Below are 19,935 nucleotides of genomic sequence, written 5' to 3'. Positions count from 1 at the left end.
TTGATGCAACCAGCAAATGTAAGGGGTAAAGAATGGCAAAGCAGTCAATTTTCGGCCGTATCTCACAGTTGGCCAAGGCCAACATCAATGCGCTTTTGGATCAGGCCGAGGACCCTCAGAAGATGCTTGACCAGATGGTGCGCGATTACAAGGCAAACATCACCGAGGCTGAAAGTGCCGTTGCTCAGACCATCGGCAACCTGCGCATGCTCGAAGATGACTACAACGAGGACGTAAAGAACGCCCAGGATTGGGGTTCCAAGGCCCTCGCCGCAAGCCGCAAGGCTGATGAATTCCGCTCCGCAGGTAATCCTGCCGACGCTCAGAAGTTCGACAACCTGGCCAAGGTGGCGCTGCAGCGTCAGATCTCCTCTGAGAATGAGGCCCGTGCGGCACAACCGAACATCGCCGCTCAGACGGATGTGGTTGACAAGCTCAAAACTGGTTTGCAGCAGATGAACGGCAAGCTCAGTGAATTGGCCAGCAAGCGCAATGAGCTGATTGCACGCTCCAAGACGGCGGCTGCGCAGAGTCAGGTGCACGATGCGCTCAAGAGCATCGACATCATGGACCCCACCAGTGAGGTGAGCCGTTTCGAGGAGAAAATCCGCCGCGAAGAAGCTAAGGTGCGTGGACAGAACGAGCTCGCCGCCTCCAGCCTGGATGCCCAGTTCAACTCCCTCGAGGACTTGGGCGAGCAGACTGAGGTTGAAGCCCGTTTGGCTGCTTTGAAGGCTGGCGGATCACCGGCTCCGGCTGCCATCACGGCAGCGGATCACATTGACGAAGCTGAGTTCGATTCGCTCTAATTCCTAGCCGCTGCGACTGGGCAGCTACAAAAGTGTGGCTCCACATGGGTGGTTTCGGATTCCTCCGAAACCACCCATGCTTATTGAGCAGATATGGGACCTGCGCCGTCCGTGCGCCTACATCTGGGTGAAAGCGGCTACGGCAGGATCGGCCCCAATCCGTTCGCCAGTTTCCAAGGCGGAGATAGCTGCTATTTCCTCGGAGCTCAGGTTAAAACTCGTGGCGGCCAAATTCTCTCGGATGCGTTGCGGGGTTACTGACTTAGGGATCACAATATTCCCCAGGCCCAGATGCCAGGCAAGCACAATCTGGGCCGCAGTCGCCCCATATTTGGCAGCCAATTCGCTCACAACGGGGCTGGACAAATCCCGGCCCTGTCCCAGCGGGCTGTAAGCCTGAACCGCAATATCATGACTGCGACTCTTTTGTGCCAGCGCATCCTGCGTGAAACTAGGGTGCACCTCAATCTGGTTGACTGCCGGCACCACTGTGGAGTTGGCCAGCAATTCGTCAAGGTGCTCAGGGAGGAAGTTGGAAACTCCAATGGCCCTGATGTGCCCCTCGGCGTAGAGGATCTCTAGTTCCCGCCAGGCCTGCACGTAGAGTCCTTGAGATGGGACGGGCCAATGGATGAGGTACAGATCGATCGTGTCCACGCCCAAGGCCTTGCGGCTTGCCTCAAACGCTGCCCGGGGGCTGCCCTGTTCTCCGTTGCGCAGCTTGGTGGTCAGGAAAATCTCGTCCCGCGGTATACCGGATTCCGCAATCGCGGCACCCACACCGGCCTCATTGCGGTAGGCGGCGGCTGTATCAATATGCAGGTAACCAGCAGCCAGCGCCTCGCCCACGGCGAGGCGGGTCTCCTCCGGCGGAATCTGGAAGACACCGAACCCCAACTGCGGGATGGTGACGCCGTTGTTCAAAGTCAGCACAGGTACGGCTCCTGCAAGTCCGGTATTAATAGGTGCATTCATGTCCAACTCTTTCCTTTCGGGCCTCCCCTACGTGAAGGCAACTCACTTCAGCTTAGAGCCACCAGCCCGCCAGCGCAGTAGCTGTCCGCGCCTGAAGATTACTGCACGCCAAACAGTCCTAGATGCCGTATTTGCGGATAGAATGGCCTATATGACACCTATTCGCGTTTCAGAAGCTGCTCGTTTCCTTGGTGTCAGTGACGACACCGTGCGCCGCTGGCTCGAGAATGGCACCTTGCACGGCAGCAAGGACCAACAGGGGCGGATGGTGGTGGACGGCGTTGAGCTGGCTGCCTTGGCGAAGAAGCAATCACAGCTGCCCGACGATCCCACCGGAATTGGCAGCTCCGCACGCAACCGTATGGTGGGCCTTGTAACCAACATTGTGATGGATAGGGTCATGGCCCAAGTTGAAATGCAGTGCGGGCCATTCCGTGTGGTCTCGCTCATGAGCAGTGAAGCCGTGCGTGATTTGGGGCTTGAACTCGGTTCAGTGGCCACAGCAGTAGTGAAGTCAACCAACGTCATTATCGAAGTGCCGGCAAAGGGGAAAACCGCATGAAAATGTTCACACGATCGTCATGGAAAGCATCTGGATCTCGGAGCATGGCCGGGCGCCTAGGCTCCGGGCACAGGGGAATCCGGTACACAGCCCTCGCGGCCGGTGCCGTGCTGGCGTTAGGCTTGGCCGCATGCGCTCCCTCCGCGGATCCAGCCCCGCAAAATTCTCCTTCCGCTCCTGTCATGGACAGTCCGGAACTCTCCGGCACGCTCAATGTCTACGCCGCCGCCTCACTGAAAAAAACGTTCACCGAGATGGCAACACAGTTCGAAGCCGCCCACCCGAAGGTGAAGGTCTCACTCAGCTTTGACGGCTCCTCCACACTGGTCACCCAGATCAAGGAAGGCGCACCCTCGGATGTGTTCGCCTCCGCGGACCAAGCCAACATGAGCAAACTCAGCGACGCCGGGCTCGTCCAGGGAACCCCCGTTGAGTTTGCCAATAACTTCTTGACCTTGGTGGTCCCGCCCGGCAACCCCGCGAGCATCACCTCCTTTGCCGATGCCGCCAAGGAAGGCGTAAAACTTGTCATTTGCGCACCCCAGGTGCCGTGTGGCGCCGCCAGCGCCTCAGACGCCAAGTCCGCCGGCCTGACGTTGAAACCCGTCAGCGAGGAACTGAACGTCACCAGCGTTCTGGGTAAAGTCACCTCCGGTGAGGCAGACGCCGGACTGGTCTACGTTACAGACGCCAAAACCGCAGGGGACAAAGTGGTGAGCATCCCGCTCGGGCTCAAGAAGCCCACCATCAACCACTACCCCATTGCCGCCGTCAACACTTCACAATCCCCTCAGGTAGCTCAGGCCTTCATTGCCTTGGTGACCGGGGAGCAGGGCCAAAAGACTCTCCGGGACGCTGGATTTGGCGCTCCCTAAGACCTTCTCCCCTCACCACGGCGCCCCAACCGGCCCAGATGCCGGGGCCGCGCGTGGTGGTAGCTGGCGCCGTTCATGGCAGTACTCAGGGGTCCCAGCGTGGATTTATGCTCTCGCGGCGTTGGGGGCATTGTTCATTCTGCTGCCACTGACCGGTATGGTGGCACAGGTCAACTGGGGGCAGTTCCTGCCACTTATTAGCTCAGAATCCTCCGTGGCTGCCCTGTTGCTAAGTCTGCGAACTGCGGCTGCGAGTACCGTGCTGTGCATCATTTTTGGCGTACCGCTGGCGTTACTGCTGGCGCGGACGCAGTTTTTTGGACAACGAATTCTACGCGCTTTGATACTGCTGCCGCTGGTGGTGCCTCCAGTGGTGGGCGGTTTGGCGCTGCTGTACACCTTTGGCCGAGCCGGACTGATGGGCAAGTCGCTGCAGCTGGTGGGCATCAATATTGCGTTCTCCACCACGGCCGTCATCATGGCGCAAACCTTCGTGGCACTACCGTTTCTGGTGCTGAGCCTCGAGGGGACGTTGCGCACCGCCGGACAGAAATATGAGGCCGTTGCCGCAACGTTGGGAGCCCGTCCCGGAACCGTGCTGCGCCGGGTGACCGTGCCGCTGGTGCTGCCGGGGCTGATCTCCGGGGCTGTGCTTTCCTTTGCCCGCAGTCTGGGTGAATTTGGCGCTACGCTGACGTTTGCCGGTAGCTTGCAGGGTGTCACACGGACCCTGCCGTTGGAGATTTATTTGCAGCGTGAAACGGACCCTGAGGCCGCCGTGGCACTATCCTTCCTACTCATTGCTGTGGCCGTGATTGTAGTGGCGTTGACGTACCGGGCGCCGAAGCCACCGCAACACTCTTCTGTGTCCGGACGGGCGGATGCCTTATGACCCTGCAACTGAAAGCAACCCTCGCCGTCCGGAATGTAGATTTTGAATTACATGTGCAGCCGGGCGAAACCCTCGCCATCATGGGCCCCAACGGAGCGGGCAAGTCCACGGCCGTGCATATGCTGGCGGGCCTGCTCAAACCCGATTCCGGACTCGCTACTTTGGACGGGCGCACCCTGTTCCGGCTCTCCCCCGGCGGCGGCTCCAGCGCTGGCTCCGGCGGCGGCAAGGGCCGCGGCGGTTCGCTGTGGTTGCCCCCGCATGAACGCGGCATTGGCTTGCTGGCGCAGGAACCACTTCTTTTCCCGCACCTGAAGGTACTAGACAATGTGGCCTTTGGCCCGCGAAGCCAAGGAGCCACGAAGAAGGCAAGCCGCGAAACAGCCCGCCATTGGTTGGATGAGATAGGCGCGCTGGAGCTTGCTCGACGACTACCGGCAGCGTTGTCCGGCGGGCAGGCACAACGGGTGGCTCTGGCCCGGGCACTCGCCACAGATCCAGAATTGCTGCTACTCGATGAACCCATGGCCGCACTCGATGTGAACAGCACCCCGTTCCTGCGCAGCCTGCTCAAACGCGTGCTGACCGGGCGCCGTGCCATCATCGTCACGCACGACGTCCTGGACGCACTCATGCTCGCGGACCGCATCATTGTGATGGCGCACGGACGGATCGTAGAATCCGGCCCCACCGCCGCGGTGCTGTCCCATCCGCGCAGCGCCTTTGCCGCCTCATTGGCCGGACTCAACGTCCTCTCCGGCTCCTTGTCCGGAAACATTCTTTCCATGCCCGACGGCGTCCAAGTCACCGGCCAGCCCGTCGGTAGCCAAGCAGTCGGCGCCCAAAGTGACGGAGCCGGTAGTGGTGCCCGTGGTGAGGTGGCCGCGATAGCCGCGTTCCCGCCGTCGGCGGTGTCAGTGTTCTTGGCCCCGCCGGCGGGAAGTCCGCGGAACTGCTTCAGGGTACGGGTGAGCGACTTGGAGCCCCACGGCGGTCACATTCGCGTCCGGGCCGGGCAGATGTCCGCCGACATCTCCCCCGCCGCCGTCGCCGAGCTTGGATTGGCACCGGGTGCCGAGGTGTTCTTCGTGGTTAAGGCAGCAGAAGTACTTCTTTACCCGGCCTAATCCTCCGGCCCTACTACCAACGCTCCTGCAGCGGCTGAGGCAGACGTGGGCCACAAGGGTATTCAGGGGCGCAGGTCCACCGGCAGGGATCGGTAGACCTGCCAGGCGGCATCCATTTGTGCCTCAAACCAAGCGCGCAGGAGCTGGCTGCAGCGCTGGCCCGCCGGGACTCTTGTGTCCGCGGTGACGGCTCCGCTGAGTTGCCGCGTTCCAGTGCCGTAGAGACAAGGGCGTAGCTGCGGGCAAAGTCAGGCAGCTCGGTTTTCAGCCAGTACCAGCGGGAGAACTCCGTGCCGGTCAAGGAACGCTCCAGCGCTGGACGCTGCGGCACGCTTTCCGCGGAAATCACAACGACACCTTCACCCAATATTTGGCTCTCGAACCCGGCGCAGCCCGCTAGCGACGGCACGGGGAAACGAAAAACCCCCGGTCATCTGACCGAGGGTTTTCCTCATCTGGTTGCGGGGACAGGATTTGAACCTGTGACCTCCGGGTTATGAGCCCGGCGAGCTACCGAACTGCTCCACCCCGCGTTGCGTCCTCAACAGTACATGCATTTTCGCCAATCACCAACTCGAGTGGTTGTTGGGCCTGAAACGCCGGTTTTGAGGGTGGTTCCGTGGGGCGCCCGGCCGCCCCACATCATGGGGCAACCGGATCGGGACTAGGATTCGCGCCCCTGTGAGGGAGGGTTTCCCAAAAAGCCGCCAAAGGTGAGGGAGCGTCGGAAGGAAATTAGCGGTGTTTGAAATTGGCCGGGCGTTTTTCGGTGAAGGCTGCCATGCCTTCCTTCTGATCCTCGGTGGCGAAACAGGCGAAGATCCCGCGCCGCTCGTGCCGAACTCCCTCGGCAAGGGTGGACTCAAAGGCCGCGTTGACGGCTTCCTTGGCGATCATGGCCACGGGCTTGGACATGGAGGCGATGGTGGCAGCGGTTTCCATGGCCTCCTCCAACAGCGCATCAATAGGAACCACCCGGGCCACCAACCCGGCCGCCTCGGCCTCAAGCGCGCCCATAACCCGCCCGGTCAGCACCATTTCCATGGCCTTGGCTTTACCGATGGCGCGGGTCAGCCGCTGCGAGCCGCCCATCCCCGGAATGACGCCCAACTTGATCTCCGGCTGGCCAAACTTTGCGTTCTCCGCGGCAATGATGAAGTCCGCGATCATGGCCAGCTCGCACCCACCGCCCAAGGCATGGCCAGCCACGGCGGCGATGAGCGGGGTCCGGACCCGGGCCAGCTCATCCCAGGCTGAAAACCAATCGGCAAGGTACATGTCAACGGAGGATTTACTCGCCATCTCCTTGATGTCCGCACCTGCGGCGAAGGCCCGTGAGGATCCTGTGATGACAATGGCTCCCACCCCGGGGTCGGCATCAAAGGCCCGTGCCGCGGCCAGAATTTCACGGCCCATGGTGTCACTGAGTGCGTTCAAGGCTTCGGGACGGTTGAGCGTTATGAGGCCAACCCGGCCGCGTTGTTCGGTCAGGATCAAGGAATACTGCGTCATGAAAAGGTCTTCCGTTTCAGTAAATGGAGAGGTGTCTGGGAAAAAGGAGCAAGCTCAGTCGGAGGTGGCACCGTCCGAGGCAGCCCGGATGGTATTGATGATGCCGGAGAAGTCGGTCCCAGCTCCGCCTTCCAGAGCGAACTCACGGTATATTTCCTCTGCGGAACGTCCCAGCACCGCGTCAACACCTGTCGCATTCAGGGCCTCCACGGCCAGCCCCAGGTCCTTAGCCATGAGCGCCCCGGCGAACCCGGGTTGGTAGTCGCGGTTGGCGGGGCTGGCGGCAACGGGCCCCGGTACCGGGCAGTTGGTGGTCAGCGCCCAGCATTGTCCGGACGCATTGGCGGCAACATCGTACAGCGCCTGGTGTGTCAGCCCCAGCTTTTCACCCAGCACAAACGCCTCGCTGACGGCGATCATGGACACACCCAAGATCATGTTGTTGCACACCTTGGCGGCCTGCCCCGCGCCGGGGCCACCACAGAGCACAATCCGTTTACCCATCACCTCAAACAACGGCATGCCCGCGGCAAAGTCCTCCTCGGAGCCGCCCACCATAAACGTCAAGGTGCCAGCCTCGGCCCCCATGACACCACCGGACACGGGAGCATCCAGGCCACGGTGGCCGGAGTTGGCCACCATCCAATGTGCGGCCCGTGCGTCCTCGACGGAAATGGTGGAGCATTCCAGGAACAGGGCACCTGGTTTAGCTGCGGCCAGCAGCCCGCCACCGGGACCTTCGCCCTCGAACGCGGCAAACACGTGCTTGCCTGCTGGCAACATGGTGATGATGACATCAGCGCCATCCGCGGCTGCGGCTGAGGATTCCGCCACCACCACACCGGCCGCGGCTGCCGCTTCCAGCGCCGCGGGCACCACATCAAATCCGGTGACTGAATAGCCCGCCTTCACCAGGTTGGCTGCCATGGGGCCACCCATGTGTCCCAGACCGATGAAAGCCACCTGCGCATCAGTACCAACGCTGGCACCTGCCCCTGTTGTTGAGTCCTCGCTCATGGTCCTGCTCCCTTCATCCACTTACAAAACGGCATCGGCGGCTGGTGCCACCAGGCCCAGTTCCCGCGGACCCAAATCCGCAAAGGCACCGTCCACCACAGCGGCGGACACTTCCGCCAGCGTGGTGGGTGACCACTTCGGGTTCCTGTCCTTGTCCACCAACTGCGCCCGGATTCCCTCGGCAAAGTCCGGCCACGCCAGTGCCCGTAAGGACACCCGCAGCTCCTGGTTCAGCACCTCTTCGAGGGACCCCAACGCCTTGGCTCGCCGCAGCGCAGCCAACGTCACGGTCACGGCCGTGGGCGACTTCGCGGCGATGGTCTCCGCCGCCGCCTGGGCCACCGGATCCTCAACACGCGCCAAGCGCTCAAGGATGGTGCCGGCGCAGTCCGGGGCATAGCACTCATCAATCCACCACCGGGCCGCAGCCAGCGCAGATTCCGGGGGCACCTGCCCATGACGGGCGACGACGGAGCTTGCCCCCCGCTGTGCCAGCTCGGCCACCAGCGTGGGCAGGACCGCAGAGTCAACAAAGTGGGTGGCCAGGCCCATGGCGATCGCGTCGGCACCGCTGACCATGGCCCCTGTCAGCCCGGCGTGCGTGCCCAGCTCCCCCTGTGCGCGGGAGAGCAGGAACGTGCCGCCCACGTCAGGGACGAAGCCGATGCCCGTCTCCGGCATGCCGATCCGGGAACGTTCGGTGACAATCCTGTGCGAGGCGTGCGCAGAAATGCCTACACCGCCGCCCAGCACCACCCCGTCCATGAGCGTCACAATGGGCTTCGCATAGCGGGCGATGCGGGCATTGAGAAGGTACTCGTCACGCCAGAACTGCTCGCTGGAATCCCCTCCGGTCCGGGCATCGTGGTAGATGGAGACAATGTCCCCGCCGGCACACAACCCCCGCTCACCGGCACCCGAAATGAGAACGGTGGTCACGGCGTCGTCCGTTTCCCACTGGTCCAGGGCTGCGGCGATGGTCAGTATCATGCCGTGGTTCAGCGCGTTGATGGCTTTGGGCCGGTTCAGGACCAGGTGCCCCAGCCCACCGCTGCGCTGCACAAGAACTTCATTGGGTTCCATGGTTACATCCTCCACGTCTTAACGCTCCACGGCCAGACGGCCAATGATCAAGCGCATAATTTCATTGCTGCCTTCAAGAATTTGGTGCACTCGCAGGTCCCGGACCAGTTTTTCCAGCCCGTACTCGCTGAGGTAGCCGTACCCGCCGTGCAACTGCAGGGCCTGGTTGGCCACGGTGAACCCGGCATCTGTGGCCACGAGCTTGGCCATGGCACACAGTTTCACGGTGTCTGGGGAGCCTGTGTCCAGGGCATGCGCGGCGCGCATCAGCATGGTCCGGGAGATTTCCAAATCCGTCTCCATCTGCGCAATTTGAAACAGCAGGTGCTGTTTTTCAATCAGCGGCCCACCGAATGCTTGCCGTTCCTTCAGGTAGGCGATGGACTTTTCCAGTGCCGCCCTGCCACCGCCGAGGGAGCAGGCGCCAATGTTCACGCGCCCACCGTTGAGTCCCTTCATGGCGATGCCGAAACCGTCGCCCTCCTCACCGAGCCGGTTCGCCACAGGGATGCGCACGTTCTCAAACACCACCTGGCGTGTGGGTTGAGCCCGCCAGCCCATCTTCTTCTCATTCGCCCCGAAGCTGAGCCCGGGTGCGTTATGGGGAACTACCACGGCGGTGATCCCCTTTGCGCCCTGGTCCGCCGTGCGGACCATCACCAAATACCAAGCGGAGGAGCCTGCCCCGGAGATGAATTGTTTGGTGCCGTTGAGCACGTAGTCATCGCCGTCGCGTACGGCCCGGCTGGTGATGGCGGCCGCATCGGAGCCTACGCCGGGCTCTGAGAGGCAGTAGCTGGTCAGCTCTGTCATGGCTGTGATTCCGGGGAGCCATGCGGCACGCTGTTTTTCATTGCCGAAGGCGTCGATCATCCAGGCCACCATATTGTGGATGGAAATGTAGGCGGCAATGGTGGGATCCACTGCCGAGAGCTCCTCGAAGATCAGCACCGCGTCACTCCTACTCAGGCCGGAGCCGCCATATTCCTCCGCGACGTAGATCCCGCCCATGCCCAATGCCCCAGCCTGAGCCAGTACATCCACCGGAAAATGCTTGCTCTCATCCCATTGTGCCGTGTGGGGGGCAAGTTCGGTGGTGGCAAAGTCTCGCACCATCTCCACGACTGCCTGCTGCTCGGGGCTGAACTCATTCATGGCGTCTCCTTCGTACCGCATCTTTGCGGCCTCAGTAGTGGAGGTGGCGCGGCGCCAACTCCTGGTGGTGACGGGGATAGTGGTGACGGGGATAGTGGTGACGGGGGTAGTGGCTGCGGGGCTGGCGTGCCCACTGTGGTGGGTGCCGCCGTCGTACTTCTAGGGAACTATTTGGTGACCTTGCCCATCAGGGAGGCCACGGGGCGCAGGAAGAGCGGTTGCGCCAGGAACCAGGCGGCGGCCATGACCACCAGGGATGCGGCGAAGATGCCAAAACCCCACCAGTTCACCTCGTTGGAGGAGGCGTACATGTGGTTGAGGTTGCGCAGGGCGCCGGTGGCCAGGACCAGGGTTACGTGGATGACGATGAAGCCCACGAAGTAGAGCATGACCGGGAAGTGCAGTGCGCGGGCGGCCTGAATGGGGTAGATCTTGTTCAGCGTGGTCGCGTTTTTGGGCCAGGCACCGGACATGCGCAGGCCCGTGATGATGGCCAGCGGCGCGGCGATGAAGACCGTGATGAAGTACGTCAGCAGCTGCAGGCCGTTGTAGTTGACCCAGCCGTCGTCGGTGGGCCAGTCGAGTGAGAGGTATTGCAGACCGGCCGAGATGGCGTTGGGGAACACGTCCGCGCTGGTGGGCACAATGCGCATCCACTGGCCGGTGAAGAACAGGACCACAATGAAGATGGCGCCGTTGAGGACCCAGAGGGCGTCTAGGGTGAGGTGAAACCACAGGTCAAGGCTGATCTTGGTGGGATTGCCGGGGGTCTTGATCAGGCCCTTGTTGTTCCGGATCCAGTGCGCGGCTGGGCGTTTGGTGGTGCGAACCTGCCAGCCTGAACGGATGATGAGCAGGATCAAAAACGTGTTGATGAAGTGTTGCCACCCAAGCCAGGCGGGCAGCCCCACGGGGGCGTTCGCTGGCAATTCAGAGGCGCCCGGGTAGGTGGTCATGAAGTCCTGGATCGCCGTCAGAGAGGTCAGCCACCTGACTACTAGGACGGCAACGCCCAGCAGCACGATCAAACCGACCGCTGAAACGCCAATTTTAGCCCACAGGCCTAGACCATTCCAGCGCTCTAAGATGCCGGCGGCCTGCTTACTCTTGGGGGTCGACATTCTCTTGATCCTCTTTCATGTGCTTGCTTCACTCGGGCGGCACCGGCACCGCTGTACAACAATCTTTATGTCTAACAATCTCTATTTCTAACAGTCCGTGTTGCGTTTGCCTCCATTGTCCGTCATGGAGGCCCGCCTGCCACGTACCGTGCCTAGTGGGTCCGGGCACTAGAGAGCAGGATCCTGACGCTAAAAGATGCTGGCGCTAGAAGATGCCAGGAACGCGTCACCCTGCGTCTTTGCGGTGTTGCTTTATCAAAACAGCCATCATCAGCCACTGCCTTTATCGTCATGCACTGTCCTCACAGTGCAGAATACTAGGTACCACTAGCATTTACTAGGTATACCAAGTAAATTATTGAACTAGCCAGTTTCTCTCCGAGGAATTTGCCTCCAGGAACCCGTAGGAAAGGACTCCCATGGCTTCCCCCACACCGCTTCCTCTGGACCCCATCGCCGAGGCTAAGCGCCAATGGATCGCCCACGGTTGGGCTGATAGTGCGGATGCCATGGCCGCGTATTCATCCGTCATGCGCGCTCATCAACTCATGTACAGCCGGGTCGATGCCGTGCTGAAGCCTCTGGGACTGTCCTACGCCCGGCTTGAATTATTAAGGTTGTTGTCCTTCACGCGTGGAGGTGCGTTGCCCATGGCCAGTGCCAGCGCACGCTTGCAGGTACACCCTACATCTGTGACAAGCGTGGTTGATCGCCTAGAAAAAGACGGCATGGTGCGCCGCGAAGCCCACCCAACGGATGGCAGGGCAACTTTAGTGGTGCTCAGCGATCTTGGGCGGGTGTTGGTGGAGAAAGCAACCACTGTCTTGAACGAAGAGGTGTTTGCCAGCCCTGGCATCCCGGCCGAGGAACTGCGCACCATGACCAGCATCCTGGCCCGCTTCCGCCGCGACTGCGGCGATTTCACCGACCCAGCCCCCACCCCGGACCCCCTCTAGCCCCTCTAGCCCCTCTAGCCCCTCCACCGGACGCTATCCCACTAATGGTCACTCTTTTTGCGACGTTATCCCACCAGTGGCTGCTTTTTCCTATCCCTATCCCACCATTGACGACTCACGCTAAGGAGACGGAGATCATTGCGATAGCGTCCGGCAAAATCATGCCATTAGTGGGATAGCGTGCCCATAAAAGTAACCATTAGTGGGATAGCGTCGGTAGAAGGTTGGGGGTGGCGGGAGTACCTCTCGATACTGAGATCCCCACGTTGCGGCCTTGCTCCGTCAGGTACACCAGATGGCTGGCCGTTTCGGCAAGTGCCAGCCGCAGCGTGAAACCGCGCAGCGATTCAAAGCCGCGCGACCACGTCAGTTCCTTCGACACGTCCCATACGCTCGCAGCCGCCCCGGATTCCAACACAGCAATGACCTCGCGGGAGCGTTCCAGCGTGTGTTCCTTCAGCTCAGCGGCACGGGCCAGCAGCCCTCGGAAACGGTATTCGTGCGCCGGCAGGACCTCCATCTCTGCGCCAGCTTCCATAATTTCCAGCGAGTCGAGGTAATCCCCCAGCGGGTTGGCATGACTGGCAGCTTCGAGCGAGACGTGCGGGGTGATGCGTGGCAGCACGTGGTCGCCCGTGAGGATCAGCGAGTTCCTCTCGTCGATGAGGCAAATGTGCCCGGGCGTGTGCCCGGGTGTGGCCAACACGCGTACCGAAAGCCCAGCAACTGGCAGCAATTCGCCATCTGCCAGGCGCCTCTGCGGCTCGGCTACGCCGGTCATCTGCGCCCAGGTGTCCGCTTGAAAACTCACTTCCTCCAAGCACTGCGCCGGCACGCCCCACGCGACAAATTGTGCCCTATCCTCCTCAACAAACTGTGTGGGGTCCACGCGCCAGTGCGTGGGCAGTGGCTCGTCGGCACCGAGCGCAACCCATGCCCCCGACGCTTCCCGCAACCGCGCAGCCATGCCCAAGTGGTCGGGATGGAAGTGCGTCACCACAATAGCGGTGATGGACGCGGGCGTGAGCCCAGCAGTCGCCAGCCCTGCCTTGAGCATCTCCCAGCCAACATCCGAATCCCAACCGGGATCCACCAGCGCCGCCTCGCCGTCACCAATCAGCAGGTAGGCGAGCGTGTAGCGCATGGGATTATTAATGAAGGGCACGGGGATTGACCACACTCCGGGCCGGACTTCTTCCGCGGCAGGGAGCTCCTTCGCCTTCCACGCCTGGAATTGTTCCTCTGCTGTAACGGTGATCAAGATGCCCTCCAAGAGCTCAGTATGGTTGAAAAATTCGTGTTTCCGCGTGGCTGCCGGGCCAAGGACGCCGCTGCTGCTTTAGAGAGCCTGCGCCGCGGCGTAGCTCTCGCGTAGCTCACGCTTGAGGATTTTCCCTGCGCCGGAGATAGGCAGCGTCTCGGGGAATTCAAAGCTGGCAGAATCTTGTACCCGGCAATATGTTCACGGCAAAAGTCCCGCAGTGTTTCGGCAGTGGCATCTGCCCCGGCGCTAGGACAACCACTGCGTGCACGCGCTCACCGTAGTGCTCATCCGGGATGCCAATGACGGCCGAGGAGGCCACCGCCGGGTGCTTGCTCAAAGCGTTTTCCACCTCTGCCGAGTACACAACCTCCCCACCGGTGACGATCATGTCCTTGAGTGAGGTACATGAAAAGCTCCTTTTGGTAAAAAACGACTCTGACTTTTATCGTGGATATGCCATCATGACCCTTGAATCCCTTGAAGCCTCTAGTGACCCATGAACACTCCCGGACGGCGCTCCCCCATCGCAGCTACGGCCTCAAGTAGGTCCTCACTGTGCAAAAAGGCGGAGTTCCACAGGGAGACGTGGCGCAGCCCGCGGGCCACAATTTCTTCCCTATCTTCGTTCAAAATAGCCTTCGTGCCTGCCACAGCCAGCGGGGAATTGGCGGCGATTTCCCCCGCCATACCTAGCGCTGCTTCCAGAAGTGCCGCCGCGTCCGGATACATGTCATTGACTAGGCCGATCCTGCCGGCCCGCTCCGCCGTGATGTCCTTGCCTGTCAGGGCAAGTTCCCGCAGCGCACCCTCGCCAATGATGCCGCGCAGGCGCTGGAGACTTCCAACGTCGGCAACGATCGCCAACCGTGCCTCCCGGACACTGAACTTCGCATCGGCGGAGGCCAGCCGCACATCCGCAGCACTGACCAGGTCCACTCCGCCGCCAATGCACCAGCCGGACACAGCCGCAATCACGGGCTTGCTACAGGTGGCAACGGACGTGATGCCGGCCTGCATTTCCCGGATCAGCCCGAGCAGTTCCGTGCGCTGGGCTGCTTGGGCCACGGATCCGGGACCCAGTTTGCCCATCCAGCCGCCCAATACCTCCGCCACGTCCAGGCCCGTACTGAAGTGATTACCGGCACCCGTGAGCACCACGGCCCGGACGGATTCATCGGCGTCGAGCGCGGCAAAGACCTGCGGCAGTTCTGCCCAGAAGGCGCGCCCCATCATGTTCCCGCGGCCGGGACCCACCAGATTCACGACGGCGACACCCGGGGTGGGTGCCGTATCAACAGTGAACGCCGTCCAAACTTGGGTGAAAGCGGGACCGACCGCGGCAAGAGGGCTCATCAGTAAGTTTCGCCCTTCTCAGCCTTGGCCACCAGAGAAGCCGGGGGGAGGAAGTGTTCGCCATACTTGGCCGCCAGCTCACGTGAGCGGGCCACGAAACCTGCCAGGCCACCGTGGTACCCGTTCATGTACTGGAGCACACCGCCGGTCCAGGCCGGGAAGCCGATGCCCAAGATGGAGCCGATGTTAGCGTCCTCCACACTGCGCAGCACGCCCTCATCCAGGCACTTGACGGTTTCCAAGGACTCGGCGAAAAGCATGCGCTCCACCATGTCCTGGAACGGGATTTCCGCTGTGCCGCCGTAGGTTTCCTTGAGCCCTTCCCAGAGTCCTGTGCGGTGACCGTCGGCATAGTTGTAGAAGCCGGCGCCGGCGAGTTTGCCCTTGCGCTCAAACGTTTCAATCATCTGATCCACTACGTCGTAGCCCGCATGGTGGCGGTACTTTTGCACCCCATTGTCTGCGTCCAGGCCAGCTTTGGTTTCCTTTTGAATCTTGGAAAGGAGGCTCAGGTTCAGTTCGTCTGCCAGCTGCAGCGGGGCCGCCGGGTAGCCAGCCTGCAAACCGGCTTGTTCGATGGACGGCGCAGCGAGGCCTTCGCCGAGCATGGCAATGGCTTCGTTTATGAACGTGCCGATGACACGGGAGGTGAAGAAACCGCGGGAATCGTTGACCACAATGGGGGTCTTGCGGATTTGCTGGGCAATATCGAATGCCTTGGCCAGGGTTTCATCCGAGGTGTTTTTACCGGCGATGATCTCCAGCAATGGCATCTTATCCACGGGTGAGAAGAAGTGCAGGCCAATGAAGTTCCCCTGATCCTTCACCCCCTGCGCCAGTTCGGTAATGGGCAGGGTGGAGGTGTTGGAGCCGAGCACGGCGTCCTCCCCCAGCAGGTCCTGGATCTCCGCAAACGCTGCCTGCTTCACCGCCACGTTTTCAAAGACGGCCTCGATGACAAGGTCCGCCCCGGCCACGTCCGCCGCCGTTGCGGTGGGGGTGATCTTGGCCAGCAGGGCGTCAGCCGCTTCATGGGTTTGCTGGCCGCGGGAGACGGCCTTGTCGGTGAGGGTCTTGGAGTAGGCCTTGCCGCGTTCTGCCGCCTCGAGGGAGACGTCCTTCAGGACCACGTCCATGCCGCCGCGAGCACACACATAGGCTATGCCCGCACCCATCATGCCGGCGCCCAGTACGGCGACCTTCTTGGCCGTGTACTTCTCAAACCCGGCAGGTCGGGACCCGCCGGCGCTGATGTGGCCCATGTCAAAGAAGAACGCCTTGATCATGTTGGTGGATACCGCCCCAGTCACCACTTCCACGAAGTAGCGCGATTCAATCTCCAGGGCCGTGTCCACATCCACCTGGGTGCTTTCCACAGCGGCGGCAAGAATGGCGCGTGGGGCCGGGTAGTTGGCACCCTTGAGCTGCTTGCGCAGGTTGGCCGGGAACGCCGGCAGATTCGCGGCGAAAGCGGGCGTGCTGGGGGTGCCACCGGGTATCCGGTATTTGGGCACGTCCCACGGCTGCACGGCGTCCTTATTGGACTTAATCCACGCCTTCGCAGCCGGAATGAGTTCCTCCACCGTGTCCACAACCTCGTGAACCAGGCCAACCTCGAGCGCCTTGCGGGGCTTGTACTTCTGTCCCTGCAGCAGCACCTTCATGGTGGCGTCAACAACACCCATGAGACGCACGGTGCGCACAATGCCACCACCGCCGGGCAGCAAGCCCAGCGTGACTTCCGGCAGTCCGATGACCGAGCCGCGCGTGTCCGATGCAATACGGTGGTGGGTGGCCAAGGCAATTTCCAGCCCGCCGCCCAGTGCCGCACCGTTGATGGCGGCGACCACGGGCTTACCGAAGGTTTCCAGCGTGCGCAGCTGCGCCTTGATTTGCTGGCCCAGGTCAAAGACGCTTTGCGCGTCCTCCGGGGTGGAAGAGACAAGATCCTTCAGGTCCCCTCCTGCGAAGAAGGTCTTCTTCGCAGATGTCAGCACGACGCCGGAGATGTTCTCCTTCTCTGCCACGAGACGATCCACGGTTGCCTGCATAGAGGCGATGTAATCAGCGTTCATGGTGTTGGCCGACTGGTTTGGGTCATCCATGGTCAGGATGACCACGCCGTCGGTGTCCTTTTCCCAGCGGATGGTGTTGCTGTGCTGCACGTTGTCCTCACTCATGGTCCTAGACCCTCTCAATCAAAGTTGCCACGCCCATGCCGCCGCCAATGCACAAGGTCACCACGGCCCTGCGCTTATCGGTGCGTTCAAGTTCGTCCAGCACGGTGCCCAAAATCATGGCACCGGTGGCGCCGAGCGGGTGGCCCATGGCGATGGCGCCCCCGTTCACGTTCAGTTTCTCGTCCGGGATGCCCAGGTCCTTCTGGTACTTCAGCACCACGGAGGCGAAGGCCTCATTGATCTCGAAGAGGTCAATGTCCGCAACGCCCAGCCCGGCCGTCTTGAGCAGCTTCAAGGTGGCCGGGGTGGGGCCGGTGAGCATGATGGTGGGGTCGGCGCCGGAGGTGGCGGTGGCCACGATCCTGGCCCGCGGCTTCAGTCCCAGCTGCTTGCCGACCTCCGCGCTGCCCACCAAAACCAGGGCCGCGCCGTCGACAATTCCGGAAGAGTTGGCGGCGGTGTGGACGTGGTCAATCTTTTCCACGGCATGAAACTTTTGCAGGGCGACGGCGTCAAAGCCACCGGCCTCTCCCATCGCCGCAAAGGCGGGCCGCAGACCCGCCTGTGACTCCGGGGTTGATTCGGGACGCATGTGCTCGTCATGGTCCAGCACTACCAGGCCGTTTTGGTCCCTGACGGGAATGACGGAGTTGGCGAAGCGGCCCTCTTTCCATGCCTGTGCGGCCAGACGCTGTGAGCGTACGGCGTAGGCGTCGACGTCCACCCGGCTAAAGCCCTCCATCGTGGCAATGAGGTCCGCGCCCACGCCCTGCGGGACAAAGTAGGTGTCATAGTTGGTGGCCGGGTCCATGGCCCAGGCGCCGCCGTCGGATCCGATGGGAACGCGGGACATGGATTCCACGCCGCCGGCGATGATGAGCTGGTCCCAGCCGGAGCGCACCTTTTGGGCGGCCATGTTCACGGCCTCCAGACCCGAGGCGCAGAACCTGTTGATCTGCACGCCGCCCACCGTGTCCGGCAGGCCGGCGGCGATGACGGCGGTGCGGGCAATGACGGCGCCCTGGTCACCGATCGGGGAGACGACGCCGAGGATCAGATCGTCGATAAGGTCTTCGTCCAGGCCGGGGTGGCGAGCCCGTAAGGAGTTGATCAGACCCACCACGAGGTCGATCGGCTTGGTCCCGTGCAGGGCACCCTTTTTGCCGCGGCCGCGCGGGGTGCGGATGGCGTCATATACGTAGGCTTGCGGTGCAACTTCTTCGCTCACGTGAGCTTTCCTTCCATTGTCATCTCGTTCGCTGCAGTGCGGACGGACGGTTGGCAAAACTGACTTTTTGGTGGAACGGGTGGTTGGTGCTGCGTCAGAGGGAGGTGGCAATGAGCTCCTTCATGACCCCATTGGCGCCGCCGAATTTCTCTGCGAGCGGGTTGCCTCCTTGGTGGAAAAAACCCTCGCCAGGGATGCAACGTCGCAAAGATCTTCATCGATCCAGCGGGAAACAAGCCGAGTTGTTGACATAATGCCCATAGTGCAAGACTATTGACACCGTGTCAATAGATGACGCAAGTCTTTACTTTCCATTCATGAAAGCGATGACCATGACAGCTGAAGTCCCCCTCCCCTACACGGCCATCAGCTACGCCGTTGCCGAGCGAATTGCCACGGTTTCCTTGAACCGCCCCGAGGCACGCAACGGCTACACGCTGACCATGGCAAACGAACTGGAGCACGCTTTTCTGGCTGCCGACGCCGATCCGGAGGTCCAGATAGTTGCTTTCACCAGCGTTGGCAATGACTTCTCCGTGGGTGCTGATCTGAGCGGTGGCGGCTTTGATGTGACCATGACCGGCTCCACCCAGGACTGGCAGGAACCGGCCGGGCGCTGCTCCAAAACCATCTACACCATGAACAAGCCCGTCATCGCCGCCCTGCGCGGGGTGTCCGTGGGTGGCGGCATAACCATCACGCTCTCCTGTGACTTCCGCCTGGCCTCCACCGATTCCCGCTTCTCCTTCCCGTTCAGCCGCCGCGGCATCTTCCCTGAGGGGGCCTCGGTTTGGTATCTGCCACGCCTGGTGGGAGTGTCCAAGGCGAGCGACTGGATGCTGACGGGCCGGCTTTTCGGGGCGCAGGAAGCGCTCGACGCCGGACTCGTCACCTCGGTGCACGAGCCCGAAGGCGTACTGGAGGCCGCCTACGAACTGGCCAGGGACCTCATCGCCAACACCTCGGAGGTCTCCACCGCCGTCATCAAGCAGATGCTCAACCGGCTGAGCGCTTTGGACTCACCCGTCCCCGTCCATGCAGTGGATTCGCGCCTGATTGCTAGCACACCAGGGCACAGTGACGCCGTCGAGGGTGTCACCTCGTTCCTGGAAAAACGCCCGCCGCACTTCCCCTTGACAGTGCCCGAGGGTATCCCGGCATGGCTGCCGTGGATGCAGACGGGCCCAACACCGTGATTCCCGATGACCGCACCGAGCCCCGCAGGCAGCGGCTGAGCCCCGATGAACGCCGTCAACAAATCTTTGAGTGTGCGCAAAAGCTGTTCAATGAACGCGCCTATGAGGACGTTTCAGCAACCGACATTGCCGCTGCTGCAGGTGTTGCCCGTGGGCTCATCAACCATTATTTCGGCAACAAGCGCGAGCTGTACCTGGAAGTCATCAAGGTCAATTCCACGGTCTCAGAGGTGGCGGTGGCCAAGCTGCCCGACGGCTCCTTTGAGGAACGTGTGGAGGTGGCGGTGGCGTGGTTCCTGGACTCACTGGAGACCTCCGGTGCCAGTTGGCTGGCGCTGGGTTCAGGCAGTATAGGGCGGGATCCGGATTTGGAAAAAATCTTGATCGCGGCTGAAAATGACTCAATTGAGCTGCTCATCGACGCCACTGGACTGGCCGAGCGCACCAAGAACCGGGAACAAATTCGGGCCATGTTCCGAATTTATACCCAACTGGTCCGCAGCGGTGGCCGCGAGTGGCTGCTGCGAAAAACTCTCACCCGACCCCAGGTCCACACGCTGCTGGCCAGCACCTTGCGCGTCATCGTGACAGAAGCCGTTCCCGCCATCTGACCGGCTTCCGCCATGACTG

General features: G+C 61.7%; 21 protein-coding genes and 1 tRNA gene. 9 read left to right on the top strand and 13 right to left on the bottom strand.

Annotation, left to right across the window (positions count from 1 at the left end):
* Nucleotides 1-32 precede the first annotated feature (32 nt).
* On the top strand, nucleotides 33-809 hold the full coding sequence (locus CVS29_RS14590) for a PspA/IM30 family protein (protein ID WP_110107059.1): 777 nt from the start codon (nucleotides 33-35) through the stop codon (nucleotides 807-809).
* 117 nt (nucleotides 810-926) lie between these two features.
* On the opposite strand, the gene CVS29_RS14585 is transcribed toward CVS29_RS14590, so the two are convergent.
* On the bottom strand, nucleotides 927-1,784 hold the full coding sequence (locus tag CVS29_RS14585; protein ID WP_110107058.1) for an aldo/keto reductase: 858 nt from the start codon (nucleotides 1,782-1,784) through the stop codon (nucleotides 927-929).
* A gap of 151 nt (nucleotides 1,785-1,935) precedes the next feature.
* Between CVS29_RS14585 and CVS29_RS14580 the strand changes: the two genes are divergently transcribed.
* From CVS29_RS14580 to CVS29_RS14565, 4 genes are all read left to right on the top strand, one after another.
* A complete protein-coding gene (locus tag CVS29_RS14580) occupies nucleotides 1,936-2,346 on the top strand; it encodes a TOBE domain-containing protein (protein WP_110107057.1) in 411 nt (136 codons plus the stop codon).
* Nucleotides 2,347-2,390: 44 nt separating this feature from the next.
* Nucleotides 2,391-3,221 (top strand): molybdate ABC transporter substrate-binding protein, encoded by an 831-nt coding sequence (gene modA / locus CVS29_RS14575; RefSeq protein WP_110107056.1) that lies wholly within the window; start codon nucleotides 2,391-2,393, stop codon nucleotides 3,219-3,221.
* A gap of 103 nt (nucleotides 3,222-3,324) precedes the next feature.
* Nucleotides 3,325-4,113, top strand: coding sequence for an ABC transporter permease (locus tag CVS29_RS14570; protein ID WP_245932261.1), 789 nt, complete (start codon nucleotides 3,325-3,327; stop codon nucleotides 4,111-4,113).
* Nucleotides 4,110-5,240, top strand: coding sequence for a sulfate/molybdate ABC transporter ATP-binding protein (locus CVS29_RS14565; RefSeq protein ID WP_110107055.1), 1,131 nt, complete (start codon nucleotides 4,110-4,112; stop codon nucleotides 5,238-5,240). Before CVS29_RS14570 ends, CVS29_RS14565 begins: the two co-directional genes overlap by 4 nt.
* Nucleotides 5,241-5,253: 13 nt before the next feature.
* Here the strand turns inward: CVS29_RS14565 and CVS29_RS18250 are convergent, their stop codons facing one another.
* From CVS29_RS18250 to CVS29_RS14540, 6 genes are all read right to left on the bottom strand, one after another.
* The gene (locus CVS29_RS18250) at nucleotides 5,254-5,589 is read right to left on the bottom strand and encodes a hypothetical protein (RefSeq protein ID WP_146213067.1); all 336 of its coding nucleotides are present in this window, start codon (nucleotides 5,587-5,589) and stop codon (nucleotides 5,254-5,256) included.
* A gap of 107 nt (nucleotides 5,590-5,696) precedes the next feature.
* Nucleotides 5,697-5,773, bottom strand: a tRNA-Met gene (locus CVS29_RS14560).
* Between the two features lie 202 nt (nucleotides 5,774-5,975).
* Entirely contained in the window at nucleotides 5,976-6,752 is a 777-nt protein-coding gene (locus CVS29_RS14555; RefSeq protein WP_110107054.1) for an enoyl-CoA hydratase, read from the bottom strand.
* Between the two features lie 54 nt (nucleotides 6,753-6,806).
* Nucleotides 6,807-7,769, bottom strand: coding sequence for a 3-hydroxyisobutyrate dehydrogenase (mmsB, locus tag CVS29_RS14550; protein WP_110107053.1), 963 nt, complete (start codon nucleotides 7,767-7,769; stop codon nucleotides 6,807-6,809).
* Between the two features lie 21 nt (nucleotides 7,770-7,790).
* Nucleotides 7,791-8,852: an enoyl-CoA hydratase/isomerase family protein gene (locus CVS29_RS14545; RefSeq protein ID WP_110107099.1), complete on the bottom strand. Its 1,062-nt coding sequence runs from the start codon at nucleotides 8,850-8,852 to the stop codon at nucleotides 7,791-7,793.
* Nucleotides 8,853-8,870: 18 nt separating this feature from the next.
* Nucleotides 8,871-10,007 carry an acyl-CoA dehydrogenase family protein gene (locus tag CVS29_RS14540; RefSeq protein WP_110107052.1) on the bottom strand — a complete coding sequence of 379 codons (1,137 nt, stop codon included), beginning with the start codon at nucleotides 10,005-10,007 and terminating at the stop codon, nucleotides 8,871-8,873.
* On the opposite strand from CVS29_RS14540, the gene CVS29_RS18525 reads away from it, so the two are divergent.
* Nucleotides 10,006-10,170, top strand: coding sequence for a hypothetical protein (locus tag CVS29_RS18525; RefSeq protein WP_170120998.1), 165 nt, complete (start codon nucleotides 10,006-10,008; stop codon nucleotides 10,168-10,170). The two genes, CVS29_RS14540 and CVS29_RS18525, sit on opposite strands and share 2 nt — an antisense overlap.
* Before the next feature lie 4 nt (nucleotides 10,171-10,174).
* Here CVS29_RS18525 and CVS29_RS14535 read toward each other — a convergent pair whose 3' ends face one another.
* On the bottom strand, nucleotides 10,175-11,128 hold the full coding sequence (locus CVS29_RS14535; protein ID WP_110107051.1) for a cytochrome b/b6 domain-containing protein: 954 nt from the start codon (nucleotides 11,126-11,128) through the stop codon (nucleotides 10,175-10,177).
* Nucleotides 11,129-11,547: 419 nt separating this feature from the next.
* Here CVS29_RS14535 and CVS29_RS14530 point away from each other — a divergent pair, with 419 nt between their 5' ends.
* Complete coding sequence (locus CVS29_RS14530) at nucleotides 11,548-12,084, top strand: MarR family winged helix-turn-helix transcriptional regulator (protein WP_110107050.1); 537 nt, start codon at nucleotides 11,548-11,550, stop codon at nucleotides 12,082-12,084.
* 199 nt (nucleotides 12,085-12,283) lie between these two features.
* Here the strand turns inward: CVS29_RS14530 and CVS29_RS14525 are convergent, their stop codons facing one another.
* From CVS29_RS14525 to CVS29_RS14505, 5 genes are all read right to left on the bottom strand, one after another.
* On the bottom strand, nucleotides 12,284-13,345 hold the full coding sequence (locus tag CVS29_RS14525; RefSeq protein WP_146213066.1) for an MBL fold metallo-hydrolase: 1,062 nt from the start codon (nucleotides 13,343-13,345) through the stop codon (nucleotides 12,284-12,286).
* A 166-nt stretch (nucleotides 13,346-13,511) separates the two neighbouring features.
* Nucleotides 13,512-13,736: an AMP-binding enzyme gene (locus tag CVS29_RS14520; protein ID WP_211315151.1), complete on the bottom strand. Its 225-nt coding sequence runs from the start codon at nucleotides 13,734-13,736 to the stop codon at nucleotides 13,512-13,514.
* Between the two features lie 98 nt (nucleotides 13,737-13,834).
* On the bottom strand, nucleotides 13,835-14,701 hold the full coding sequence (locus tag CVS29_RS14515; RefSeq protein ID WP_110107048.1) for a crotonase/enoyl-CoA hydratase family protein: 867 nt from the start codon (nucleotides 14,699-14,701) through the stop codon (nucleotides 13,835-13,837).
* Nucleotides 14,701-16,881, bottom strand: a complete 2,181-nt coding sequence (locus CVS29_RS14510; protein ID WP_179442458.1) for a 3-hydroxyacyl-CoA dehydrogenase NAD-binding domain-containing protein — start codon at nucleotides 16,879-16,881, stop codon at nucleotides 14,701-14,703. The genes CVS29_RS14515 and CVS29_RS14510 overlap by 1 nt, the downstream gene beginning before the upstream one ends.
* 4 nt (nucleotides 16,882-16,885) lie before the next feature.
* Nucleotides 16,886-18,109 carry an acetyl-CoA C-acetyltransferase gene (locus tag CVS29_RS14505; protein ID WP_110107047.1) on the bottom strand — a complete coding sequence of 408 codons (1,224 nt, stop codon included), beginning with the start codon at nucleotides 18,107-18,109 and terminating at the stop codon, nucleotides 16,886-16,888.
* 317 nt (nucleotides 18,110-18,426) lie between these two features.
* Between CVS29_RS14505 and CVS29_RS14500 the strand changes: the two genes are divergently transcribed.
* Nucleotides 18,427-19,305: an enoyl-CoA hydratase-related protein gene (locus tag CVS29_RS14500; RefSeq protein ID WP_245932256.1), complete on the top strand. Its 879-nt coding sequence runs from the start codon at nucleotides 18,427-18,429 to the stop codon at nucleotides 19,303-19,305.
* Nucleotides 19,269-19,916: a TetR/AcrR family transcriptional regulator gene (locus CVS29_RS14495; protein WP_110107046.1), complete on the top strand. Its 648-nt coding sequence runs from the start codon at nucleotides 19,269-19,271 to the stop codon at nucleotides 19,914-19,916. The genes CVS29_RS14500 and CVS29_RS14495 overlap by 37 nt, the downstream gene beginning before the upstream one ends.
* The last annotated feature ends 19 nt before the right edge of the window (nucleotides 19,917-19,935 follow it).

Source organism: Arthrobacter psychrochitiniphilus, assembly GCF_003185915.1.
In the GTDB taxonomy this organism is placed as follows: domain Bacteria; phylum Actinomycetota; class Actinomycetes; order Actinomycetales; family Micrococcaceae; genus Specibacter; species Specibacter psychrochitiniphilus.
Note: the sequence above shows the minus strand (reverse complement) of the source record. Positions and strands in the feature narration are given on the sequence as shown.